Origin of the sequence: Corynebacterium sp. MSK039 (assembly GCF_030232315.1) — a bacterium.
In the GTDB taxonomy this organism is placed as follows: domain Bacteria; phylum Actinomycetota; class Actinomycetes; order Mycobacteriales; family Mycobacteriaceae; genus Corynebacterium.
Genome location: NZ_JASPJL010000003.1, coordinates 87,143 through 105,032, shown reverse-complemented (window position 1 = coordinate 105,032; position 17,890 = coordinate 87,143). Strand labels below are relative to the sequence as shown.

Here is a 17,890-nt window from a genome sequence, read left to right as displayed (position 1 = left end):
GATACTGCAGCGCGTTCGTCACGCGCTCATAGCGAAGGGAGGGCTACCCAACCAGGGTGGCCCTCCCTTTTTCGTTTCCTACGGAGCCAGCTCCGCGACGATCGCCGCAGCTGGCCCCGGCCGCGTGAGTTCATATTTCTCCCCGGCCCACAGGTTCAGATACTCGCGATCGCCGGTCTTATCCGCCGCGCTGCGCAGGCCGGAGGTCAGGTAGTGCAGCTCCGGGTACAGGCTCGGGGCCAGCGGCTGGAAGCGGTCGGTGAAGGCATTGCGGATCGCACGCGCCGGCTTGCCCGTGAACGTCGTGGTGATCACGGTTGGCCGCCCCTTGAGCGTCTGCAGCGCCTGCTTGTGCGTCGTCTTCGTTCCCGCCTCCGTCGCCAGGAGGAAGCGGGTGCCCACCTGGGCGGCAACCGCGCCGTGCTCCAGGGCCTCCGCCACGTCCTGCTTGGTGGCGATGCCGCCAGCGGCGATCACCGGCTTATCGGTGGCTTTCTTTGCATGGGCCAGCAGCGCGGCGAGCGAGTACGCGCAGCCCTCCTCCGGGGTGGAAAGCACCGTGCCCCGGTGACCACCGGCCTCCTTGCCCTGCAGCACGATGGCGTCGCAGTCCGTGCCCGCGAGATGCTCGATCTCCTCCGGGGTCGTGGCGTTGAGCACCACCAGCTTCTGCTTGGCGTGCAGGGCGTCCACGACCTCCTGGGCCGGGTAGCCAAAAGTAAAGGACACGACCTTGGCGGTGGAGGAAAGCGCGATCTGCACCTTCTCCTCATAGTGATCATCGGTGTTGCGAGGGGCGTCCGGAAAAGAAGCCCGCACAGCCGAGTAAGTACCCAACTGTTCGCGATAACGCTGCCACTTACGCAGCTCCGGGGCGGAGAGAACCGAGTGGGAAGGTGGGGAGAAGATATTCACCCCGAAGGGTTGGATGGTGAGATTTTCTATTACTGCAAGGCGTTCGCGGAACGCATCGGGGGAGAGGTAACCCGCGGCCATCATGCCGAGCCCACCGGCGTTGGACACGGCGGCGACGAGCTCCGGGGTGGACGGGCCTCCGGCCATCGGCGCCAGGACGATGGGGCGTTCCAGGGACAGAAACTCACTCATGGGGGCTCTTTCCTAAGGGTTGATGGGTGGTGCGTGTGTGCGGGCTATCGTTCGGGGTGATTGCGCTTGCGTTTGGCCTCCTTGTAGGAGGCGAAGCCCATCGCCGTGGTGGAGCCGACCGCGAACAGCAAGATCAACGCCATGAGTACATTGGCCTGTAGCTGCGGCATGTCGTTGAGGGCCGGTGGTGGCCAGAAGAGCATCACCAGCAGGACCAGGATTGACGCAACGGATAGGAGCCTCAGCGCCAGCAGCTTCTTCATGGGGGCCTCTCGTTTGGTCGGTGGTTCATGGCCGGGTGGGGCCTTTAGCTTTCCACGCTATCGCGGATCGGGCACGTGAAAAACCCCGTCACGGGTTCTTTCCGTGACGGGGCATGCGGTTGCCCGGAGTGTAGTGAAGGCCGGTCCTCATTGCGCCTTTTGCAGAGTTTGTGGTCGGTTTTCAGGTGTTTTGCGACCTTAAACTCTGCAAAACCGTGTGGGGCCCGGGCGTGCCACCCGTGCGGGGCGGAGCGCGCGAGGAGAGTGAGAGGCGCACGGATGCGCGGCTTGCTCCCGGGCGTGCTGCCCGCGCGAAGGCTGGGCCTTAGAGCGTCGGGCGGGGGAGGTGATCCGAGCTCGGGGTGTGCTGCTGCTTCGCGGCGTCCTCGCGGTTGCCCCGCACGAACTTTTCGATCAGCAGGATGGTGATCGGGAACTCCGCGACCATGAACAGGGCGATCAGGATGATGAGCTGGGTACTGCCCTCCAGTGCTGAGAACTCAGCTGGTGGTGCGACGAGGAGGTAGATGAAGGCGACGACGGCCACTACCGCAAGGACAATGATGAATGCATGTTTCTTCATGGGAATGCAACCTTTAGCTCTGTCGATCAGGGCCTTGTTCTTTCGACGTTAGCGGGGCAGCCGGCTCGGGTAAATGCTTTTGGGGGAAAATCTAAAGTGAATTTTTGATAAAGAAACTCCCGCCACCGGTGGCTGAAAACCACCCGCAGCGGGAGTAGAGGGTGGTGCGCACCCAGCGCCAGCGCTTAGGCCGGGTTCGTGGTCTCCTCGCCGTTGACGATGATCGTGCGGCCCGCATCGCGCCAGCCGATGGAGCCATTGGACACGTTGATCGCGTCAATGCCGTTGAGCTCCAGCCACTGGCAGGCCTTCGCCGACCGGCCGCCGGACAGGCAAATGATGTACAGGTCCTGGTCCAGGTCCAGCTCGCCGTAGCGCAGCTGCAGCTCGGACAGCGGGAGGTTCTCGGCGCCCTTGGCGTGCCACTCCGCGAACTCATTGGCCTCGCGGACGTCCACCAACTGGACGCCCTCTGGGACGTCTTCTGCTCTCATGGATTCAAAGTCACTCATGCCCGCCATGCTACTAGCTGCAACTTGTCGTGCTACGTCAAGAGTTATCAAGCCCCAAAAGGCAAATAAGCTCTGGCCCTCAGTTCGAAACTGGGGGCTATCTTTCTACCTGGGCAAGGGGTTCGTTGGGCCCCTGTTCAATTCCACCCTGCGCATACAAAAAGCGCCCGCCCCACAGCGGGGGACCGGGCGCTGAGAGCCTAAGAAGCCTTACGGCTGAAGCCTAAAATCCTAAGCCGTTACTTCTTGGCGCGCTCGATGGCGTCGGTCAGGATCTTCTCCGCGTCAGCAGCGGTGCCCCAGCCCTCGCCGCGGGCCTCCTTGCCCGGCTCGAGGTCCTTGTAGTGCACGAAGAAGTGCTCGATCTCGTCCTTCGTGAACTGGGAGATGTCGTCCACGTCCTGGTACTGGTCGAAGCGCGGGTCGTCGAGCACGCAGAGCAGCTTGTCGTCGCCACCGGCCTCGTCGGTCATCTTGAACACACCAACCGGGCGGGCCTTGACAACCACGCCTGGGAACAGTGGCTCCGGCAGGATGACCAGCGCGTCCAGCGGGTCGCCGTCCTCGCCGAGGGTGTTGTCGATGAAACCGTAGTCAGCCGGGTACGCCATCGGGGTGAAGAGGTAGCGGTCCAGGTGAACCTTGCCGGTCTCCTCGTCGATCTCGTACTTGTTGCGGGAACCCTTCGGGATCTCGATGGTGACTTCGATGCTCTGAGCCATAACTCGCGCCATCCTTAAAATCGGTGTCTGCTTGAAGCGCCTCGTGGCGCCTGACGTACATGCAGGCCCCATTCTAGTCGCAGGATAAGGTGGAACCTACTAACTCGCCCGCCCCTGCCGCCCACACATTGTCAGGATTGAGATTTTGGAAGCTGAGAAGAAGTCCTCTTTCCGCCGCTGGCTCCTCGCGGTGGTGGCGTTCCTCGTGGTCGCCGCCGCCATCATCGCTGGCGCGGTGGTTCTTTCTCAGCGCCCCCATTACGACGTCGCCCCCGCAGCGCTTCCCCGTCCTGACGAACCAGTGATGGTTGAGGCCAGCCCGCCTGCCACCCCGGTGGACTTGACCGAGGTGAAGAAGGCAGCGAAGGACCGGCAGCTGGGGCGCCTGTCCGCGGAGATCACCGACCTGGAAACCGGTGAGGTGATATACGCCAACAATGAGGGCAAGCACCTGGTGCCGGCCTCCTCGACGAAGGTGTACACCACCGCCGCGGCCCTGCTGGCGAAGGGGCCGCAGGACCGGCTGGCGACCTCAGTGGTCAAGGGTGAGCCGGGCGAGCTGATCCTCGTCGGGGAGGGGGATATCACCCTGTCCCGTAAGCCGGGCTCCGGCTTCTTCACGGACGCCCCGGCCATCAGTGAGCTGGCGGATCAGGTCCGCCGCGCCCTGCCGCCCGAGGAGCTGAAGAAGATCACCAAGATCACGGTGGATAACTCCATGCGGGAGAAGTCCACCTTCCACAAGAGCTGGGACCTGGTGGAGATCGGGATGGGCAACGTGACCTTCCTGGATTCCGTGATGATCGACGCCGGTCGCATCATCCCCACGGAGAACTACTCCGCCCGCAGCAACACCCCAGCCCGGGACGTGGCCCAGGCACTCGCCGAGGACATGGGGCTGGGGGAGAAGCTCAAGACCAAGAAGCTGAAGCTCGAGGTCTCCGATGAGCCCGTGGACCCGGCCCACCCGACCGCCGAGGAGCCGCTGGGTCAGGTGCTCTCCGCGCCACTGAGCACCCGCCTGCGGGACATGATGCTGCACTCGGACAATATGCTCGCCGAGGCCATCGGCCGTGAGGTGGCGATCAGCCAGGACCTGCCGGGCACTTTCAAGGGCGCGACCGAAGGCGTGCTCAAGGTGCTGAAGGACAACGGCGTGGATACGGAAGGCGCGGTGCTGCACGACACCTCCGGCATGAGTGAAGACAACCGCCTGAGCGCGCATAACCTGAACTCCGCGCTGGGCAGCAAGAAGCTGCACGCCCTGCAGCAGGACCTGCCGGTCGCCGGTGCGGAGGGCACGCTGCGCAACCGTTACCTCGCGGGCAGCGGGGCTGAGGACGCCGCCGGGTGGGTGCGCGCGAAAACCGGCACGCTCGACGGGGTCAACGCCCTGGCCGGCACGGTGGTCACCAAGTCCGGCCGCCCGTTGAGTTTCGCTTTCCTGTCCAACACTCCCGGCGACGTCGGCGGCGGGCGCGAAGCTCTCGACCGGCTTGCCGCCGCCGTGTACCGGCTTTAGTTCTATCGGCAGTAGCCGCGCCGGGTGACCGGGGTCAAGCACTGGGGAGGAGGAATACCGTGAGCACCGCAGCGGATTTCCGCGCCTGGCTCGCTGGGCTGCGCGCCACGCACCCGGAGCACGCCGCGCAGTTGGCCGAGGGGCTGGTCTACCTGGGGGTCTCCGGGGGTGCGGACTCTCTTGCGCTGGCCTATACCGCCGCCGGGATCGCCAAGAAAGACCTGCCGGGGGCGAGCTTCCGCGCCCTGGTGGTGGATCACCAGCTGCAGGAAGGCTCCGCCGAGGTCGCCGCCACCGCGGCCCGGATCTGTGAGGAGATGGGCATCCCGGCCCAGGTGCTCACCATCGACGTACCCGGCGGCCCGGGCGCGGACGAAGCCGCCGCTCGCGAGGCCCGCTACCGCGCGCTCGGGGCCGCGGCGGCGGGGCGGCCACTGCTGGTGGCGCACACCGCCTCCGATGATGCGGAAGGGCTGCTGCTGGGCCTCGCCCGCGGTTCCGGGGCGGGTGCGCTGGCCGGGCTGCGACCCATCACTACACCGGCTGGGTACCTCACCGTCGCGAATGACCCGTACCCGCCAGCGAATCCTGCGCAAGGCAACGAGGAAGCCGCCAGCGCTTCCCATGCTGCGGCCACCCACCAACGCCCGGATAGCCAGCAGTCAGCGGGTGACCAGCACCTGGCGAGTAACGAGCACCCGGCCATTGCTGTGGGCGCCGCCTGGCTCGGCCGCCCCCTGCTGGCCAGTACTCGCGAAGACACCGAGGCCACCTGCCGCCGCGCCGGGCTGAGCTTCTGGTCCGATCCGCACAACTCCAGCCCCCGTTTCCGCCGCTCCCGGGTCCGCCAGGAGCTGCTGCCCCTGTTGGAGGACATCCTTGGCCCCGGTGTGGCCGACTCCCTGAGCCGCACCGCCCGCCTGCTGCGCGAGGATGCCGACTACCTGGACGCCGCCGCCCACGCCGAATACGCCAGCCTCACCGCACAGGCAACCGAGCTCGAGCATGCTGGGGGCCACGCGCACGCTGACAATTGCGAGCGCGCCCAGGGCCGCACGCAAACCGAGGAACACGAGCAAGCTAAGGGGCACGCGCACGCCGAAGACCACGTGCCCGCAGCTGAGCTGCCCTGCGCCCCGCTCGCCGAACTGCCCACCGCCCTCCGGCGCCGCGTGATCCGCCACTGGCTTGCCGGAAAAACCGGACCGTTGACCTACTCCCACTTGAGCCGCATCGACGCCCTCGTCACGGATTGGGCCGGGCAAGGCGGCGTGTCCGTCCCGTGGCATACAATGAACGGTTATGAGGCTTTAGGCAGAGGCCACGCCCACCCGCCGAGCCCGCCACCAGCAGGGGCACCGCCCACCGGGCAACGCCGCACCCGGCTGGTGGTGGCGCGGCGCGGCGGCGTCCTGCGCCTCGTGGCGGAAGAATCACACAAGCACCCAAAGGATCGACGAGCACATGACTGATCAGAACTCGACCTGGACCAAGAAGAGCACCGACATCCCGGCCCACCCCTACGGTGACGACCTGGAAGCAGTCCTGATCGACCAGGACACCCTCCACTCCCGCATCCGCGAGCTCGCCGCCGCGATCGACGAGCGCTATCGCGACGCCCCGGAGGACCTCATCCTCGTCTGCGTGCTCAAGGGTGCCGTCTTCTTCATCACCGACTTCGCCCGCGAGCTGGAGATCCCGAACCAGCTGGAGTTCATGGCCGTCAGCTCCTACGGCAACTCCACCAGCTCCTCCGGCGTCGTCCGCATCCTGAAGGACCTGGACCGCGACATCGAGGGCCGCGACGTCCTGATCGTGGAGGACATCATCGACTCGGGCCTGACCCTGTCCTGGCTGATGAAGAACCTCACCAACCGCAAGCCACGCTCCCTGTCCGTCGTGACCCTCTTCCGCAAGCCGGAGGCCGTCAAGGTTGAGATCGAGGACCTCATCGAGGTCGGATTCGACATCCCGAACGAGTTCGTGGTGGGCTATGGCCTGGACTTCGCGGAACGCTACCGCGACCTGCCATTCGTCGGCACCCTGAAGCCGGAAGTTTACGAATAAAGCGGTCACGCACTTTTGAGCCAGCGCCCGTTCGTCCGCGAGTGGTGCTGGCCACACCATAGCGCTGGGAAAACACTGCGCGGGCACAACTAACTGATGGGAACTATGGACAAGAACAAGGTCCTGAGGATCGCGGGGATCGTCGCCGCCGCCCTCATCGCTATTTACGTTTTTGGCGTGCTCACGGACAGCGACCGTGGTTTCGACAAGGTCGACACCTCCATCGCGATCAAGGAGCTGGACGCCAAGAACGTCAAGGAAGCCGAGATCAAGGACCGCGAACAGACGGTCCAGCTGAAGCTGAAGAAGCCAATTGAGGTTGAGGGCAAGGATGGGATCGAGCAGATCACCACCCAGTACCCGGCCCGGGCCAGCCAGCAGATCTTCGACGCGGTGAAGGGCTCCGAGGCCGAGAAGTTCGACACCCACGTCTCGCAGGACTCCTTCATCGGCGGGCTGTTGATGATGCTCCTGCCGATGCTGCTGATCTTCGGCCTGCTGTTCTTCATGCTCACCCGCATGCAGGGCGGCGGGGGTATGGGCCCGTTCGGTTTCGGCAAGTCCCGCGCCAAGGACCTGCAGAGGGACAACCCGGATACCCGCTTCGACGACGTCGCCGGTGCGGACGAGGCCGTCGAGGAGCTCGACGAGATCCGGGACTTCCTCTCCGACCCAGGTAAGTACGAGAAGCTCGGCGCGAAGATCCCGCGCGGCGTGCTGCTCTACGGCCCTCCCGGCACCGGTAAGACGCTGCTGGCCCGCGCCGTGGCTGGTGAGTCCGGGGTGCCGTTCTACAGCATCTCCGGCTCCGACTTCGTGGAAATGTTCGTCGGTGTCGGTGCCTCCCGCGTGCGCGACCTGTTCAAGCAGGCGAAGGAGAACGCGCCCTGCATCATCTTCGTCGACGAGATCGACGCCGTCGGCCGCCAGCGAGGCGCCGGCATGGGCGGCGGCCACGATGAGCGCGAGCAGACCTTGAACCAGCTGCTCGTGGAGATGGATGGCTTCAACGGCCGCGAGGGCGTGATCCTCATGGCCGCGACGAACCGCCCGGACGTGCTCGACCCAGCACTCCTGCGCCCGGGCCGCTTCGACCGCCAGATCCCGGTCACCAACCCGGACCTGGTCGGCCGCGAACAGATCCTGCGCGTCCACGCGGAGGGTAAGCCGCTGGCACCGGACGTCGACCTGGCCTCCCTGGCCAAGCGCACCGCCGGCATGTCCGGCGCGGACCTGGAAAACGTCCTCAACGAGGCCGCGCTGCTGACCGCGCGCGTGGACGGCAACGTCATCACCGGCGACGCCCTGGAGGAAGCCACCGACCGCGTAGTGGGTGGCCCGCGCCGTACCTCGAAGATCATCTCCGAGCACGAGAAGAAGGTCACCGCCTACCACGAGGGTGGCCACACCCTGGCGGCCTGGGCGATGAAGGATATCGAGCGGGTTTATAAGGTCACCATCCTGGCCCGCGGCCGCACCGGCGGGCACGCGATGACCGCCGCGGAAGACGACAAGGGCATGTACAACCGCTCCGAGCTCTTCGCCCGCCTCGTCTTCGCGATGGGCGGCCGTGCCGCCGAGGAGCTGGTCTTCGGTAACCCGACCACCGGCGCGAGCGCGGACATCGAGATGGCCACGAAGATCGCCAAGGCCATGGTCGTCGAGTACGGCATGAGCCCGCGTGTGGGTGCGGTGAAGTTCGGCGAGGAGCAGGGCGACCCGTTCGTCGGTCGCGGCGGTGGTGGCCAGTTCCACCCCTCCGAGAAGGTCGCCGCCCTGGTGGACGAGGACGTCCGCATGCTCATGGACAAGGCCCAGAACATCGCCTACGAGGTCCTGCGCGAGCACCGGGACTACCTGGACACCCTGGCGGAGAAGCTGCTCGAGAAGGAGACGCTGCGCCGCCCGGACCTGGAGGCAATCTTCGAGGGCATCACCCCGCGCGAGGTTGCGGAAATCTTCCCGGGCCAGGACCTGGACCGCCCGAAGGACTACCGCGAGCCGGTGAAGACCCCGGTCGAGCTGGCCAAGGAGCGCGGCGAGGAGCCGCCGAAGCGCAAGGATTACTTCTCCGCTGCCCGCCGCGCGCGCATCGAAAAGCGCAAGCAGCAGCAGGAGGAACAGGTCAAGCAGCTGGAGCGAGAGCAGGAAGCACGCCAGGAACCGCAGCGCGGTTTCGAGCTGCCGGAGCACGAGCGCCCGGATAACCCGTGGACTTCAGACGACGCCCCGACCACCCAGATCCGCCCGGTCACCGAGGCTGGGGAGCAGGGGGCCACAGAGTCCCCGGCCGCCGGCGAGCCCGCACCGCATGTGCCTGGCCCGGACGCGGAAGAGCCTGAAAGCTCGGATCCGCAGAGCCCAGCGCCAGGGCCATACACCGGCGGGCGCCACGCCCGCCGCGACCCCGCACAGCACCCAGGGACCAGCGCCTACGGCGACGGAACCGACCAGGGTGAGCCGGGTGGACGTCATCACTCCGGCCCGGAGGGGAACAACCCCACCGACGAAGAGAAGAACTAAGGAAGGCGGCGAACACCGACATGGCTGATTCGACCACGTCTGAGTCGACGAGGCACTTCGACCGCGAGCGCGCCGAAGCCGCCGTTCGCGAGCTACTCATCGCCGTGGGGGAGGACCCCGACCGCGAAGGGCTGGCCGATACCCCGGCCCGTGTGGCGCGCGCCTACGAGGAGGTCTTCTCCGGCCTCGGCACCGACCCCACCGAGGTGCTCAACACCACCTTCAACGAGGACCACCGGGAGCTCGTGCTGGTCAAGGACATCCCGTTCTACTCCACCTGCGAGCACCACCTCGTGCCCTTCTTCGGCCACGCCCACATCGGCTACATCCCGGGGCGTTCCGGGAAGGTCACCGGGCTGTCCAAGCTGGCCCGCCTGGTGGAGGGCTTCGCCCGCCGCCCACAGGTCCAGGAGCGCCTGACGACCTCCATCGCCGACGCGCTGATGGAACGGCTGGACGCCTCCGCGGTGATCGTCGTTATCGAGGCCGAGCACCTGTGCATGGCGATGCGCGGGGTGCGCAAGCCGGGCGCGAACACCGTGACCTCCGCCGTGCGCGGCGGCTTCCAGAACAACGCCGCCACCCGCGCCGAGGCCATGGCGCTGATCCGCGGGAACTAGAACCCCAGCACTAGCGCCCGGGCCAAGCGCACCAACAGCGAACCCTGCGGGAACCAACCCTAGAAAGACTTGATGATGCAGCCTGCACAGTCTGCTCAGCCTGACCAGCCCACCACGCCGGAGAAGAGCACCCAGCAGAACCAGTCGGCCACCCCGCCGCGCACCAAGGTGATGGGGAGCCTCAACGTCACGGAAGACTCCTTCTCCGACGGGGGCTCCAACCCGGACACCGCCACCGCCGTGCGCCATGCCCAGCAGATGGTTGACGCGGGCGCGGACATTATCGACGTCGGCGGCGAATCCACCCGACCCGGCGCCCAGCGCGTTGACCCGGAAGTCGAACGTGGGCGCGTGACCCCCGTGATCGCGGAGCTCTCCGCGCTGGGTATCACCACGAGCGTGGACACCATGCGCGCCGCCACCGCACTCGCCGCTGCGGAGGCCGGGGTGGACATCCTCAACGACGTCTCCGGTGGCCTCGCGGACAAGGACATGCTCCCCGTCGCCGCCGAGACCGGCCTGCCGATCTGCCTCATGCACTGGCTGACCGACCGCTTCGAAGGCGCGGAAGGCTACGCGGATCAGAGCGCGGGCACCGGCGTGGATGTGGTCACCGCCGTCCGCGAATGGCTGTTGCGCCGGGTGGACGCCGCCCTGGCCGCGGGGGTGAAAGAGGAGAACATCATCCTGGATCCCGGCATCGGGTTTGCGAAGTCCCCGGCGGATAACTGGCAGCTCCTGGGGGCGATGGGACAGCTCAACGAGCTGGGTTTCCCCGTGCTGATCGGCGCCAGCCGCAAGCGTTTCCTCACCGCCCTGCGCCCTGCCAGCGACGGCCTCCCGGGCTCCCCGGAGACGGCGGACGACGCCACCGCGGCGGTCTCCGCGCTGGCGGCCCAGGCGGGCTCCTGGGCGGTGCGGGTGCACAACGTGGCCCCTTCCCGGGCAGCGGTGGACGTGGCTTATTACTCCCGCTTGGGCGACGGCCCGGCGGTGGCAGAAGGGTGGCGAGCGCGCCGTGGCTGATCGCATCGAACTTATGGGCCTGAAGGCCTTTGGCTACCACGGGGTCCACGACTTCGAGAAGGACGAGGGCCAGAACTTCGAGGTGGACATCGTCGTCTGGACGGACTTCGCCACCTCCGCGGCCTCGGACGACCTCTCCGACACGATCTCCTACGTGGACCTGGCGGACATCGCCGTCGCCGTGGTGGAGCAGGAGCGCTTCGACCTGATCGAAACGCTCGCCGCCACCATCGCCGACCGGATCATCGCCCTCGGCGGGGCACACGCCGCGGAGGTCACCGTGCACAAACCACAGGCCCCGATCCCGCACCACTTCAGCGACGTGCGGGTCGTCGCCCGCCGCAACCTCAAGCAGCAACGAGGCAGGTAACACCGTGGCGAGCAACAGCGCCGGCTGGCGGGTGGCCATTGGGCTGGGCAGTAATATGCCCGGCGACCAGGGCAGCCCGGAAGCCATGATCCGCGCGGCCGCCAGCGCCGTGCTCGATCTGCCCGGCACCCAGCTGCTGGCAGCCTCCCAGGTCTACGCCACCCCGCCGTGGGGCGTGGTCACCCAGGACGAATTCCGCAACGCGGTGATCCTCGTGGCCACCGAACTAGAGCCCCTTGACCTGCTCCACGCCTGCCAGAACATCGAGAACGAGGGCGGCCGGGTGCGCCTCCAGCACTGGGGGCCGCGCACCGTGGACCTCGACCTGCTGGCCGCCTACGACGCCGCCACCGGCGAGCCGGTGATCTCCGCCGGGCGCTGGGGCGAGGAACTCATCCTGCCGCACCCGTACACCACCGCCCGGGGCTTCGTGCTCGTGCCCTGGGCAGAGATCGCCCCGGAGGACCCGCTGCCGCGCGTGCCCGGCTCCCCGGCAGGCCCGGCCGCAACCGCCACGGTCGGTGAGTGGCTGGCCCAGCTACCCGAAGAAGAGACCGCGGGCATCACCCAGCTCGGGGCACTGCTGACCGGTCCGGCCACGCCCGGGGAGGCTGGGGTTGACGTCCTAAAAAGCGAAAACAACGAGCCCAGGAACCGCGACGAGCCCTGGGTAGACTGAAAAACATGAAGAAGATGAAGCAGGTCGCGCCCATGGCGCTGGTGGCTGCAGCAGTGATCGCCGCCGCCTTCGCCTGGGTGACCGCGCTCGGCTTCTATGCCCACTTCCCGCGGATCGAGCTGGCGACCAGCAGCGTGCTGTGGATCGCCGCGATCATCTGCGGGGTGCAGGGCTTCATCATGCGCAAGAAGCTGCAGGATAACGCCATCGGCCTGGACCGCAGCCAGGTCAACCCCATGACGGTCGCGTTCAGTGGCGTGCTCGGCCAGGCCGTCGCGTGGATCGGCGCGATCTTTGCCGGAGCCTACGGCGGGATGGTCCTCTTCCTGGTCTTCAACGCCGGACACCTCGTCGTCGCGCAGGAGGACACCCCGGGCGCGATTGTCGGGATGCTCGGCGGGGCGCTGGCCGCGGTGGCGGGCAAATGGCTGGAACAGAACTGCCTCACACCACCGGAAGATGGCGGGGTGCCCGGTGAATAACAGCGTCAACAGGTAAGGTGACCAGCATGAGCAATCGGGAGAACTGGAGCCAGAACGCCGCTGCGGGCGGCGCCGAGCAGACGGACGGGCAGAACAGCGGGCCGCGCGTACTGATGGTGCTGCTCGTGGTGCTGGCGCTGATCGCCAGCATCCTGATGCTGTTCCTGGATTCCGACCTGTGGCTGAAGATCGCGGTCATCGCCGCGCTGTGGGCCGCGTTCCTGGGCATCGTGCTGGTCTCCAAGTACTCCAGCGCGCTGCGCGCCGAGCAGAAGCGCGTGAACACCCTGGAGCGTGCTCACCGTGCGGAGATGGAGCGCGAGGTCGCGGGCCACCAGCAGCGCGAGGCGGCGCTGAAGGAGAACTACACCCGCCAGCTGCGCAACCAGCGCGATGAGCACCTGGAGCAGCTGCGCCACGAGCTGATCTCCCTGCGGGCGCAGCTCGCGGAGATGTCCGGCGAGGAGCTGGATGACGAGCAGACCGCCGTGCGCGCCCGCGCCGAGCGCATCATCGAGCTGGACCGGGGTGGGTCGCAGCCGGCCGACCGCCGCTACCAGACCGGTACGTCCGGGCAGGCTGAGTGGAAGCAGCCGCAGGCTGGGCAGGCCAAGAAGAGCGCGGCGCGCAGCAGCCAGCCGGGTGCGTCCGCCCGCGCCGCCTCCTCCGCAGGTTCCCCGACGCTCGGACACAACAGCGAGCCGAGCTCCGACCGCCGCGCCTCGGCATTCTCCACCGGCAGCTTCGCCGCCGTGAAGTGGACCGGGGACAACACCGAGGAGACCACGCAGATCCCGATCGTCGTGGACTCCAGCTCCTCCAGCAGCGCGCAGACCAGCGCGCAGTCGGGTGCCTCCGGCGCGCAGGCTGCAGCCAACCGCGGATCCGAGGCCGCCGAGCCGAAGGCCGCGGGCCGTGGCCAGCACGAGCAGCGCGAGGCCGCGCAGGCTCCCCAGCAGGAGCGCGCAGCCCAGCCCGCCCCACGCACCGAGCCGGCGTTCCGCGCCTACGAGCCGAGCCAGGCCGCTGCCGAGCAGGCTACGACCGAGCAGGCCAGCGAATCGGCACAGAAGCAGGCCGCGCCGCAGGCTGAGCAGCAGCGCGAGCAGGCCGCCAAGCCAGCTGCCGATGAGAAGCGTGGCGCCCACGAATACCGCGCCGGCCGTCGCCGCGCGGACGAGAACTCCGAGGGCCTGACGGTCGCAGAGCTCATGAAGCGCTTCCAGCAGAACGACAAGAAGTAGCTCGAACCGCGACCTAAAGATCTCGCACCGCGACCCAAAGACTCAGCATGATTGATCGCCAACCCCCACGCCTGAGCGTGGGGATTATTTCTGCCGGCGCCGTCGGGCTCGCCCTCGCCGAGGCCTTCACCCGGGCCGGGCACCACGTCCACGGCATCCACGCCCACTCCGAGCGCTCCCGGGCACGGGCAGCCCAGCGCGTCCCGGGCACCCCCATCGTTTCGGTGGCCGAGGCCGCGATGGCCCAGCTGGTGGTGCTCGCCGTGCCGGACCCGGTGTTGCCGGAGGTGGCCGCCGAGGTGGCCCACACCGTCCGCGACGGCCAGATGGTCATGCACACCTCCGGGCGTAACGGCTGCCAGGTGCTCCAGCCCATCACCGACGAGGGCGCACTCCCGCTGGCCCTGCACCCGGCGATGGGCTTCGTCGGCACCCCGCAGGACACCGACAACCTGCTGGGCTGCGGCTGGGGTGTCACCACCGACTCCGAGGTCGGCCAGGCAGTCGGCGAACTGCTCGTCCAGTCCCTCGGCGGTGTGGCCGTCCACATCGCGGAGGACCGCCGCCCGGCCTATCACGCGGCCATGGCCCACGCCGCGAACCATCTGGTCACCCTCATCTCGGACGCCCACTCCATGCTCAACGCGGTGCTCGATAAGCCGAACGACCCGGCCGCCATCGAGGGGGAGGGGGAGTCGAGCGAAGCCCGGCTGCTGCTCAACTCCATCGTCCGAGCCGGAGCGGATGCCACCCTGCGCGAGCACCTGGGCGCCCTGACCGGCCCTGCCTCCCGCGACGACGCCCCCGCCGTCCTCGCGCACCTCGAGGCACTGCGCCAGCTCTCCGAAAACTCCGCCGACCCTCACTCCCATGACCTGCACCTGCGTTATCTGCCGATGGCCGAGCGCACCGCCCAGGCAGCCGGCTCCCCGGAGGTCGAGCGGGCGCTCATGGCCTACCGCAGCGAACACGGTCTGCCGGGTGGACTAACCTAAGGCGCATGACCAAGAATCAGCCCAGCCCCCAGGCCGACCCGCAGGCAAACCCCCAGCCCTTCCGCCGCGGCGAAGCCACCCTGATGACCACCATCGACGAGTTCAGCCAGGTCACCCGCGCCATGCGCAAGGCCGGCAAACCGGTCTGCCTCGTGCCCACGATGGGCGCGCTCCACGAAGGCCACCTTTCCCTGGTCAAGGCAGCAAAGGCAATGCCGGGCGCCTTCGTCGCGGTCAGCATCTTCGTCAACCCGCTGCAGTTTGCGGAGGGCGAGGACCTGGACGCCTACCCCCGCACCCTCGACGCCGACGTCGAAAAGCTCAAGGCCGCAGGCGTGGACGCCGTCTTCGCACCCTCTGCCCGGGAGATGTACCCCAACGGCCCCCGCACCACGATCCACCCCGGCCCCGCCGGCGCGATCCTGGAGGGTGAGCACCGCCCGACCCACTTCGCGGGCATGCTCACGGTCGTCAACAAGCTCTTCCAGATCTCCCACTGCGACCACGCCTTCTTCGGTGAGAAGGACTACCAGCAGCTCGTCCTGGTCCAGCAGATGGTCAACGACCTCAATATGGAGCTGCGCGTCCACGGCGTCCCGATCGTCCGCGAGGGCGGGGGACTGGCGCTGTCCAGCCGCAACGTCTACCTCTCCGACGAGGAGCGCGAGCTCGCCCTCACCCTCTCCGCGGCACTGACGGCCGGTTCCTTCGTCGCCGAGGACGGCGCGGATGCGGTGCTGTCCACCGCCCGTGCCATTCTCGACGACGCCGAGGGGGTTGAGGTGGACTATCTTGCTCTCCGTGGCACCGATCTCGGCGAGGCCCCGGAAACCGGGGACGCCCGGCTGCTGGTCGCCGCTCGCGTGGGCAGCACCCGGCTGATCGATAATGTTGGCGTGCCGATTGGTGTAGGGTTCAAGAACTTGGACCCCGAGCAGGGCGTAGCAAGCCCCGACGCTGCCGCTCCTGCCACGCCCGACACCGCAACCGAGAGCTAGGAAAGTTAGGTTCATCCCTTGTTCCGCACCATGCTGAAGTCAAAGATCCACCGTGCGACGGTTACCCAGGCCGACCTGCACTACGTGGGTTCCTGCACTATCGACGCAGACCTGATGGACGCCGCCGATATTCTCGAGGGCGAGCAGATCGACATCGTCGATATCGATAACGGCAACCGGCTGACCACCTACGCCATCACCGGCGAGCGGGGCAGCGGGGTCATCGGTATCAACGGTGCGGCCGCCCGCCTGATCAGCCCCGGCGACCTGGTGATCATCATCGGCTACGGCATCTTCGACAATGCCGAGCTGGGGGATTACCACCCGAGGGTGATCTTCGTCGACGAGAACAATAAGCAGATTGAGCTGGGGGAGGACCCGGCCCACGCCCCGGCTGGCAGCGGCCTGAAGGACCCGCGCCACCCGGAGGCTTAAGAACCCCGGACGCGCTCTCGGTGGCGTCCGGGCGATGCAGTAGTCTGGTGGGGTGACTACAAAGAATCCATCCACCAGCAATGATGAAATTCCCGAGCAGATGCGCGTGCGCCGCGAGAAGCGCGAGCGCATCCTTGACGAAGGCCGTCAGGCTTATCCAGTAGAAGTTCCCAGGACTCACACGCTGGCGGAGGTTCGTCAGCAGTGGGCGGTCAAGCCCAAGGAGGATGACCCGGAGGCAGCGGAAAAGCTCGCCGCCCTTCCGGAGGGGGCGACCCTCCTCGACGTCGGTGAGGAAACGGACAGCGTCGTCGGCGTGGCCGGCCGCGTGATGTTCGTCCGCAACACCGGCAAGCTGGCCTTCGCCACCCTGCAGGACGGCGACGGCACCCAGCTGCAGGTCATGCTCTCCCAGGCAGAGATCGGCGCGGAAGCGCTGGACCGCTGGAAGGCGGAGGTCGACCTGGGCGACATCGTCTTCGCCAAGGGACGCGTGATCTCCTCCCGCCGCGGCGAGCTCTCCGTCATGGCCCAGCAGTGGACCATGGCCGCCAAGGCGCTGCGCCCGCTGCCGGTCGCGCACAAGGAGATGAGCGAGGACGCCCGCGTGCGTCACCGCTACACCGACCTGATCATGCGTGAGGAAGCCCGCAAGAACGCCATGACCCGCATCAAGGTGATGCGCGCCCTGCGCCACGCCCTGGAGCGTCGCGGCTTCAACGAGCTCGAGACCCCAATGCTGCAGACCCTGCACGGTGGTGCCGCGGCTCGTCCGTTCGTGACCCACTCCAATGCGCTGGATATCGACCTCTACCTGCGCATCGCGCCGGAGCTGTACCTCAAGCGCGCCGTCGTCGGCGGCCTGGACCGCGTCTTCGAAATCAACCGTAACTTCCGTAATGAGGGCATCGACCGCTCCCACAGCCCTGAGTTCGCGATGCTGGAGACCTACCAGGCGTACGGGGACTACAACACCGCTGCGACGATGACCCGCGAGGTCATCCAGGAGGTCGCCGAGGAAGTCTTCGGCACCACCAAGCTGACCATGCACGACGGCACCGAGTACGACCTCGGCGGCGAGTGGCCGGTCATCGAGGTCTACCCCTCCCTGAATAAGGCGCTGGCCGAGAAGTTCCCGGATCAGCCGGAGGTCACCGTCGATTCCACCGTCGAGGAGCTCAAGGCACTCGCGAAGGTCATCGGCCTGGAGGTTCCGAAGGACGGCGGCTGGGGCCACGGCAAGCTCGTCGAGGAGATCTGGGAGTTCCTGTGCGAGGACCAGCTGTGGGGCCCGGTCTTCGTCTACAACTACCCGGTCGAGACCTCCCCACTGGTGCGCCAGCACCGCACCGAGCGCGGCGTGACCGAGAAGTGGGACCTCTACCTGCGCGGCTTCGAACTGGCGACCGGCTACTCCGAGCTGGTTGACCCGGTCATCCAGCGCGAGCGCTTCGAGGACCAGGCACGCCTGGCTGCGGGCGGCGACGATGAGGCCATGGTTCTCGACGAGGACTTCCTGCAGGCGATGGAGCAGGGCATGCCGCCGACCGCCGGCACCGGCATGGGTCTGGACCGTCTGCTGATGGCCTTCACAGGCCTGGGCATCCGCGAGACCGTGCTCTTCCCGTTGGTGAAGCCAGAGAAGTAATCTTCCTCTCGGCTGCATAAAGCCACACACCGCCCATGGTGTGTGGCTTTCTTTATGGGAATCCGCGGAAATTGTGATCTGCGCCATGTTGCCA

The 17,890-nt window shown here is 67.2% G+C and carries 19 protein-coding genes; 14 read left to right on the top strand and 5 right to left on the bottom strand.

The features are described 5' to 3' along the window. Positions 1–78: 78 nt before the first annotated feature. The 5 genes from QP997_RS03810 to QP997_RS03790 all read right to left on the bottom strand — a co-directional run bounded on the left by QP997_RS03810 (position 79) and on the right by QP997_RS03790 (position 3,187). A complete protein-coding gene (locus QP997_RS03810; protein WP_284846256.1) occupies positions 79–1,107 on the bottom strand; it encodes an NAD(P)H-dependent flavin oxidoreductase in 1,029 nt (342 codons plus the stop codon). 44 nt (positions 1,108–1,151) lie between these two features. After that, positions 1,152–1,370: a hypothetical protein gene (locus QP997_RS03805; RefSeq protein ID WP_284759360.1), complete on the bottom strand. Its 219-nt coding sequence runs from the start codon at positions 1,368–1,370 to the stop codon at positions 1,152–1,154. 325 nt (positions 1,371–1,695) lie between these two features. After that, on the bottom strand, positions 1,696–1,953 hold the full coding sequence (locus tag QP997_RS03800) for a hypothetical protein (protein WP_284846255.1): 258 nt from the start codon (positions 1,951–1,953) through the stop codon (positions 1,696–1,698). A 185-nt stretch (positions 1,954–2,138) separates the two neighbouring features. Further along, positions 2,139–2,465, bottom strand: coding sequence for a rhodanese-like domain-containing protein (locus tag QP997_RS03795; protein WP_070759758.1), 327 nt, complete (start codon positions 2,463–2,465; stop codon positions 2,139–2,141). 239 nt (positions 2,466–2,704) lie between these two features. Then, positions 2,705–3,187, bottom strand: a complete 483-nt coding sequence (locus QP997_RS03790; RefSeq protein WP_284758509.1) for an inorganic diphosphatase — start codon at positions 3,185–3,187, stop codon at positions 2,705–2,707. A 145-nt stretch (positions 3,188–3,332) separates the two neighbouring features. Here QP997_RS03790 and dacB point away from each other — a divergent pair, with 145 nt between their 5' ends. From dacB to lysS, 14 genes are all read left to right on the top strand, one after another. After that, a complete protein-coding gene (gene dacB / locus QP997_RS03785) occupies positions 3,333–4,709 on the top strand; it encodes a D-alanyl-D-alanine carboxypeptidase/D-alanyl-D-alanine endopeptidase (protein WP_284846254.1) in 1,377 nt (458 codons plus the stop codon). A 59-nt stretch (positions 4,710–4,768) separates the two neighbouring features. After that, positions 4,769–6,181 (top strand): tRNA lysidine(34) synthetase TilS, encoded by a 1,413-nt coding sequence (locus QP997_RS03780; RefSeq protein WP_284846253.1) that lies wholly within the window; start codon positions 4,769–4,771, stop codon positions 6,179–6,181. Next, positions 6,174–6,776, top strand: coding sequence for a hypoxanthine phosphoribosyltransferase (gene hpt / locus QP997_RS03775; protein ID WP_148812934.1), 603 nt, complete (start codon positions 6,174–6,176; stop codon positions 6,774–6,776). The genes QP997_RS03780 and hpt overlap by 8 nt, the downstream gene beginning before the upstream one ends. Positions 6,777–6,881: 105 nt before the next feature. Continuing rightward, the gene (gene ftsH, locus QP997_RS03770) at positions 6,882–9,299 is read left to right on the top strand and encodes an ATP-dependent zinc metalloprotease FtsH (RefSeq protein ID WP_284846252.1); all 2,418 of its coding nucleotides are present in this window, start codon (positions 6,882–6,884) and stop codon (positions 9,297–9,299) included. Between the two features lie 20 nt (positions 9,300–9,319). Next, positions 9,320–9,919 carry a GTP cyclohydrolase I FolE gene (gene folE / locus QP997_RS03765; protein WP_070760019.1) on the top strand — a complete coding sequence of 200 codons (600 nt, stop codon included), beginning with the start codon at positions 9,320–9,322 and terminating at the stop codon, positions 9,917–9,919. Positions 9,920–10,090: 171 nt separating this feature from the next. After that, positions 10,091–10,945, top strand: a complete 855-nt coding sequence (gene folP, locus QP997_RS03760; protein WP_210398496.1) for a dihydropteroate synthase — start codon at positions 10,091–10,093, stop codon at positions 10,943–10,945. Next, positions 10,938–11,315: a dihydroneopterin aldolase gene (gene folB, locus QP997_RS03755; protein WP_070760023.1), complete on the top strand. Its 378-nt coding sequence runs from the start codon at positions 10,938–10,940 to the stop codon at positions 11,313–11,315. The genes folP and folB overlap by 8 nt, the downstream gene beginning before the upstream one ends. 4 nt (positions 11,316–11,319) lie before the next feature. Continuing rightward, on the top strand, positions 11,320–11,994 hold the full coding sequence (gene folK, locus QP997_RS03750; protein WP_246821135.1) for a 2-amino-4-hydroxy-6-hydroxymethyldihydropteridine diphosphokinase: 675 nt from the start codon (positions 11,320–11,322) through the stop codon (positions 11,992–11,994). A gap of 5 nt (positions 11,995–11,999) precedes the next feature. Then, positions 12,000–12,476, top strand: a complete 477-nt coding sequence (locus QP997_RS03745; protein WP_284846251.1) for a DUF3180 domain-containing protein — start codon at positions 12,000–12,002, stop codon at positions 12,474–12,476. A 26-nt stretch (positions 12,477–12,502) separates the two neighbouring features. Beyond that, a complete protein-coding gene (locus QP997_RS03740) occupies positions 12,503–13,720 on the top strand; it encodes a DUF6779 domain-containing protein (protein ID WP_284846250.1) in 1,218 nt (405 codons plus the stop codon). Between the two features lie 47 nt (positions 13,721–13,767). After that, positions 13,768–14,715, top strand: coding sequence for a DUF2520 domain-containing protein (locus QP997_RS03735; RefSeq protein WP_012360930.1), 948 nt, complete (start codon positions 13,768–13,770; stop codon positions 14,713–14,715). Between the two features lie 5 nt (positions 14,716–14,720). Then, positions 14,721–15,713 carry a pantoate--beta-alanine ligase gene (gene panC / locus QP997_RS03730; RefSeq protein ID WP_502870427.1) on the top strand — a complete coding sequence of 331 codons (993 nt, stop codon included), beginning with the start codon at positions 14,721–14,723 and terminating at the stop codon, positions 15,711–15,713. Positions 15,714–15,731: 18 nt separating this feature from the next. Continuing rightward, positions 15,732–16,148 (top strand): aspartate 1-decarboxylase, encoded by a 417-nt coding sequence (gene panD / locus QP997_RS03725; protein WP_284846249.1) that lies wholly within the window; start codon positions 15,732–15,734, stop codon positions 16,146–16,148. Between the two features lie 52 nt (positions 16,149–16,200). Continuing rightward, positions 16,201–17,796: a lysine--tRNA ligase gene (gene lysS, locus QP997_RS03720; RefSeq protein WP_284846248.1), complete on the top strand. Its 1,596-nt coding sequence runs from the start codon at positions 16,201–16,203 to the stop codon at positions 17,794–17,796. Positions 17,797–17,890: the final 94 nt, after the last annotated feature.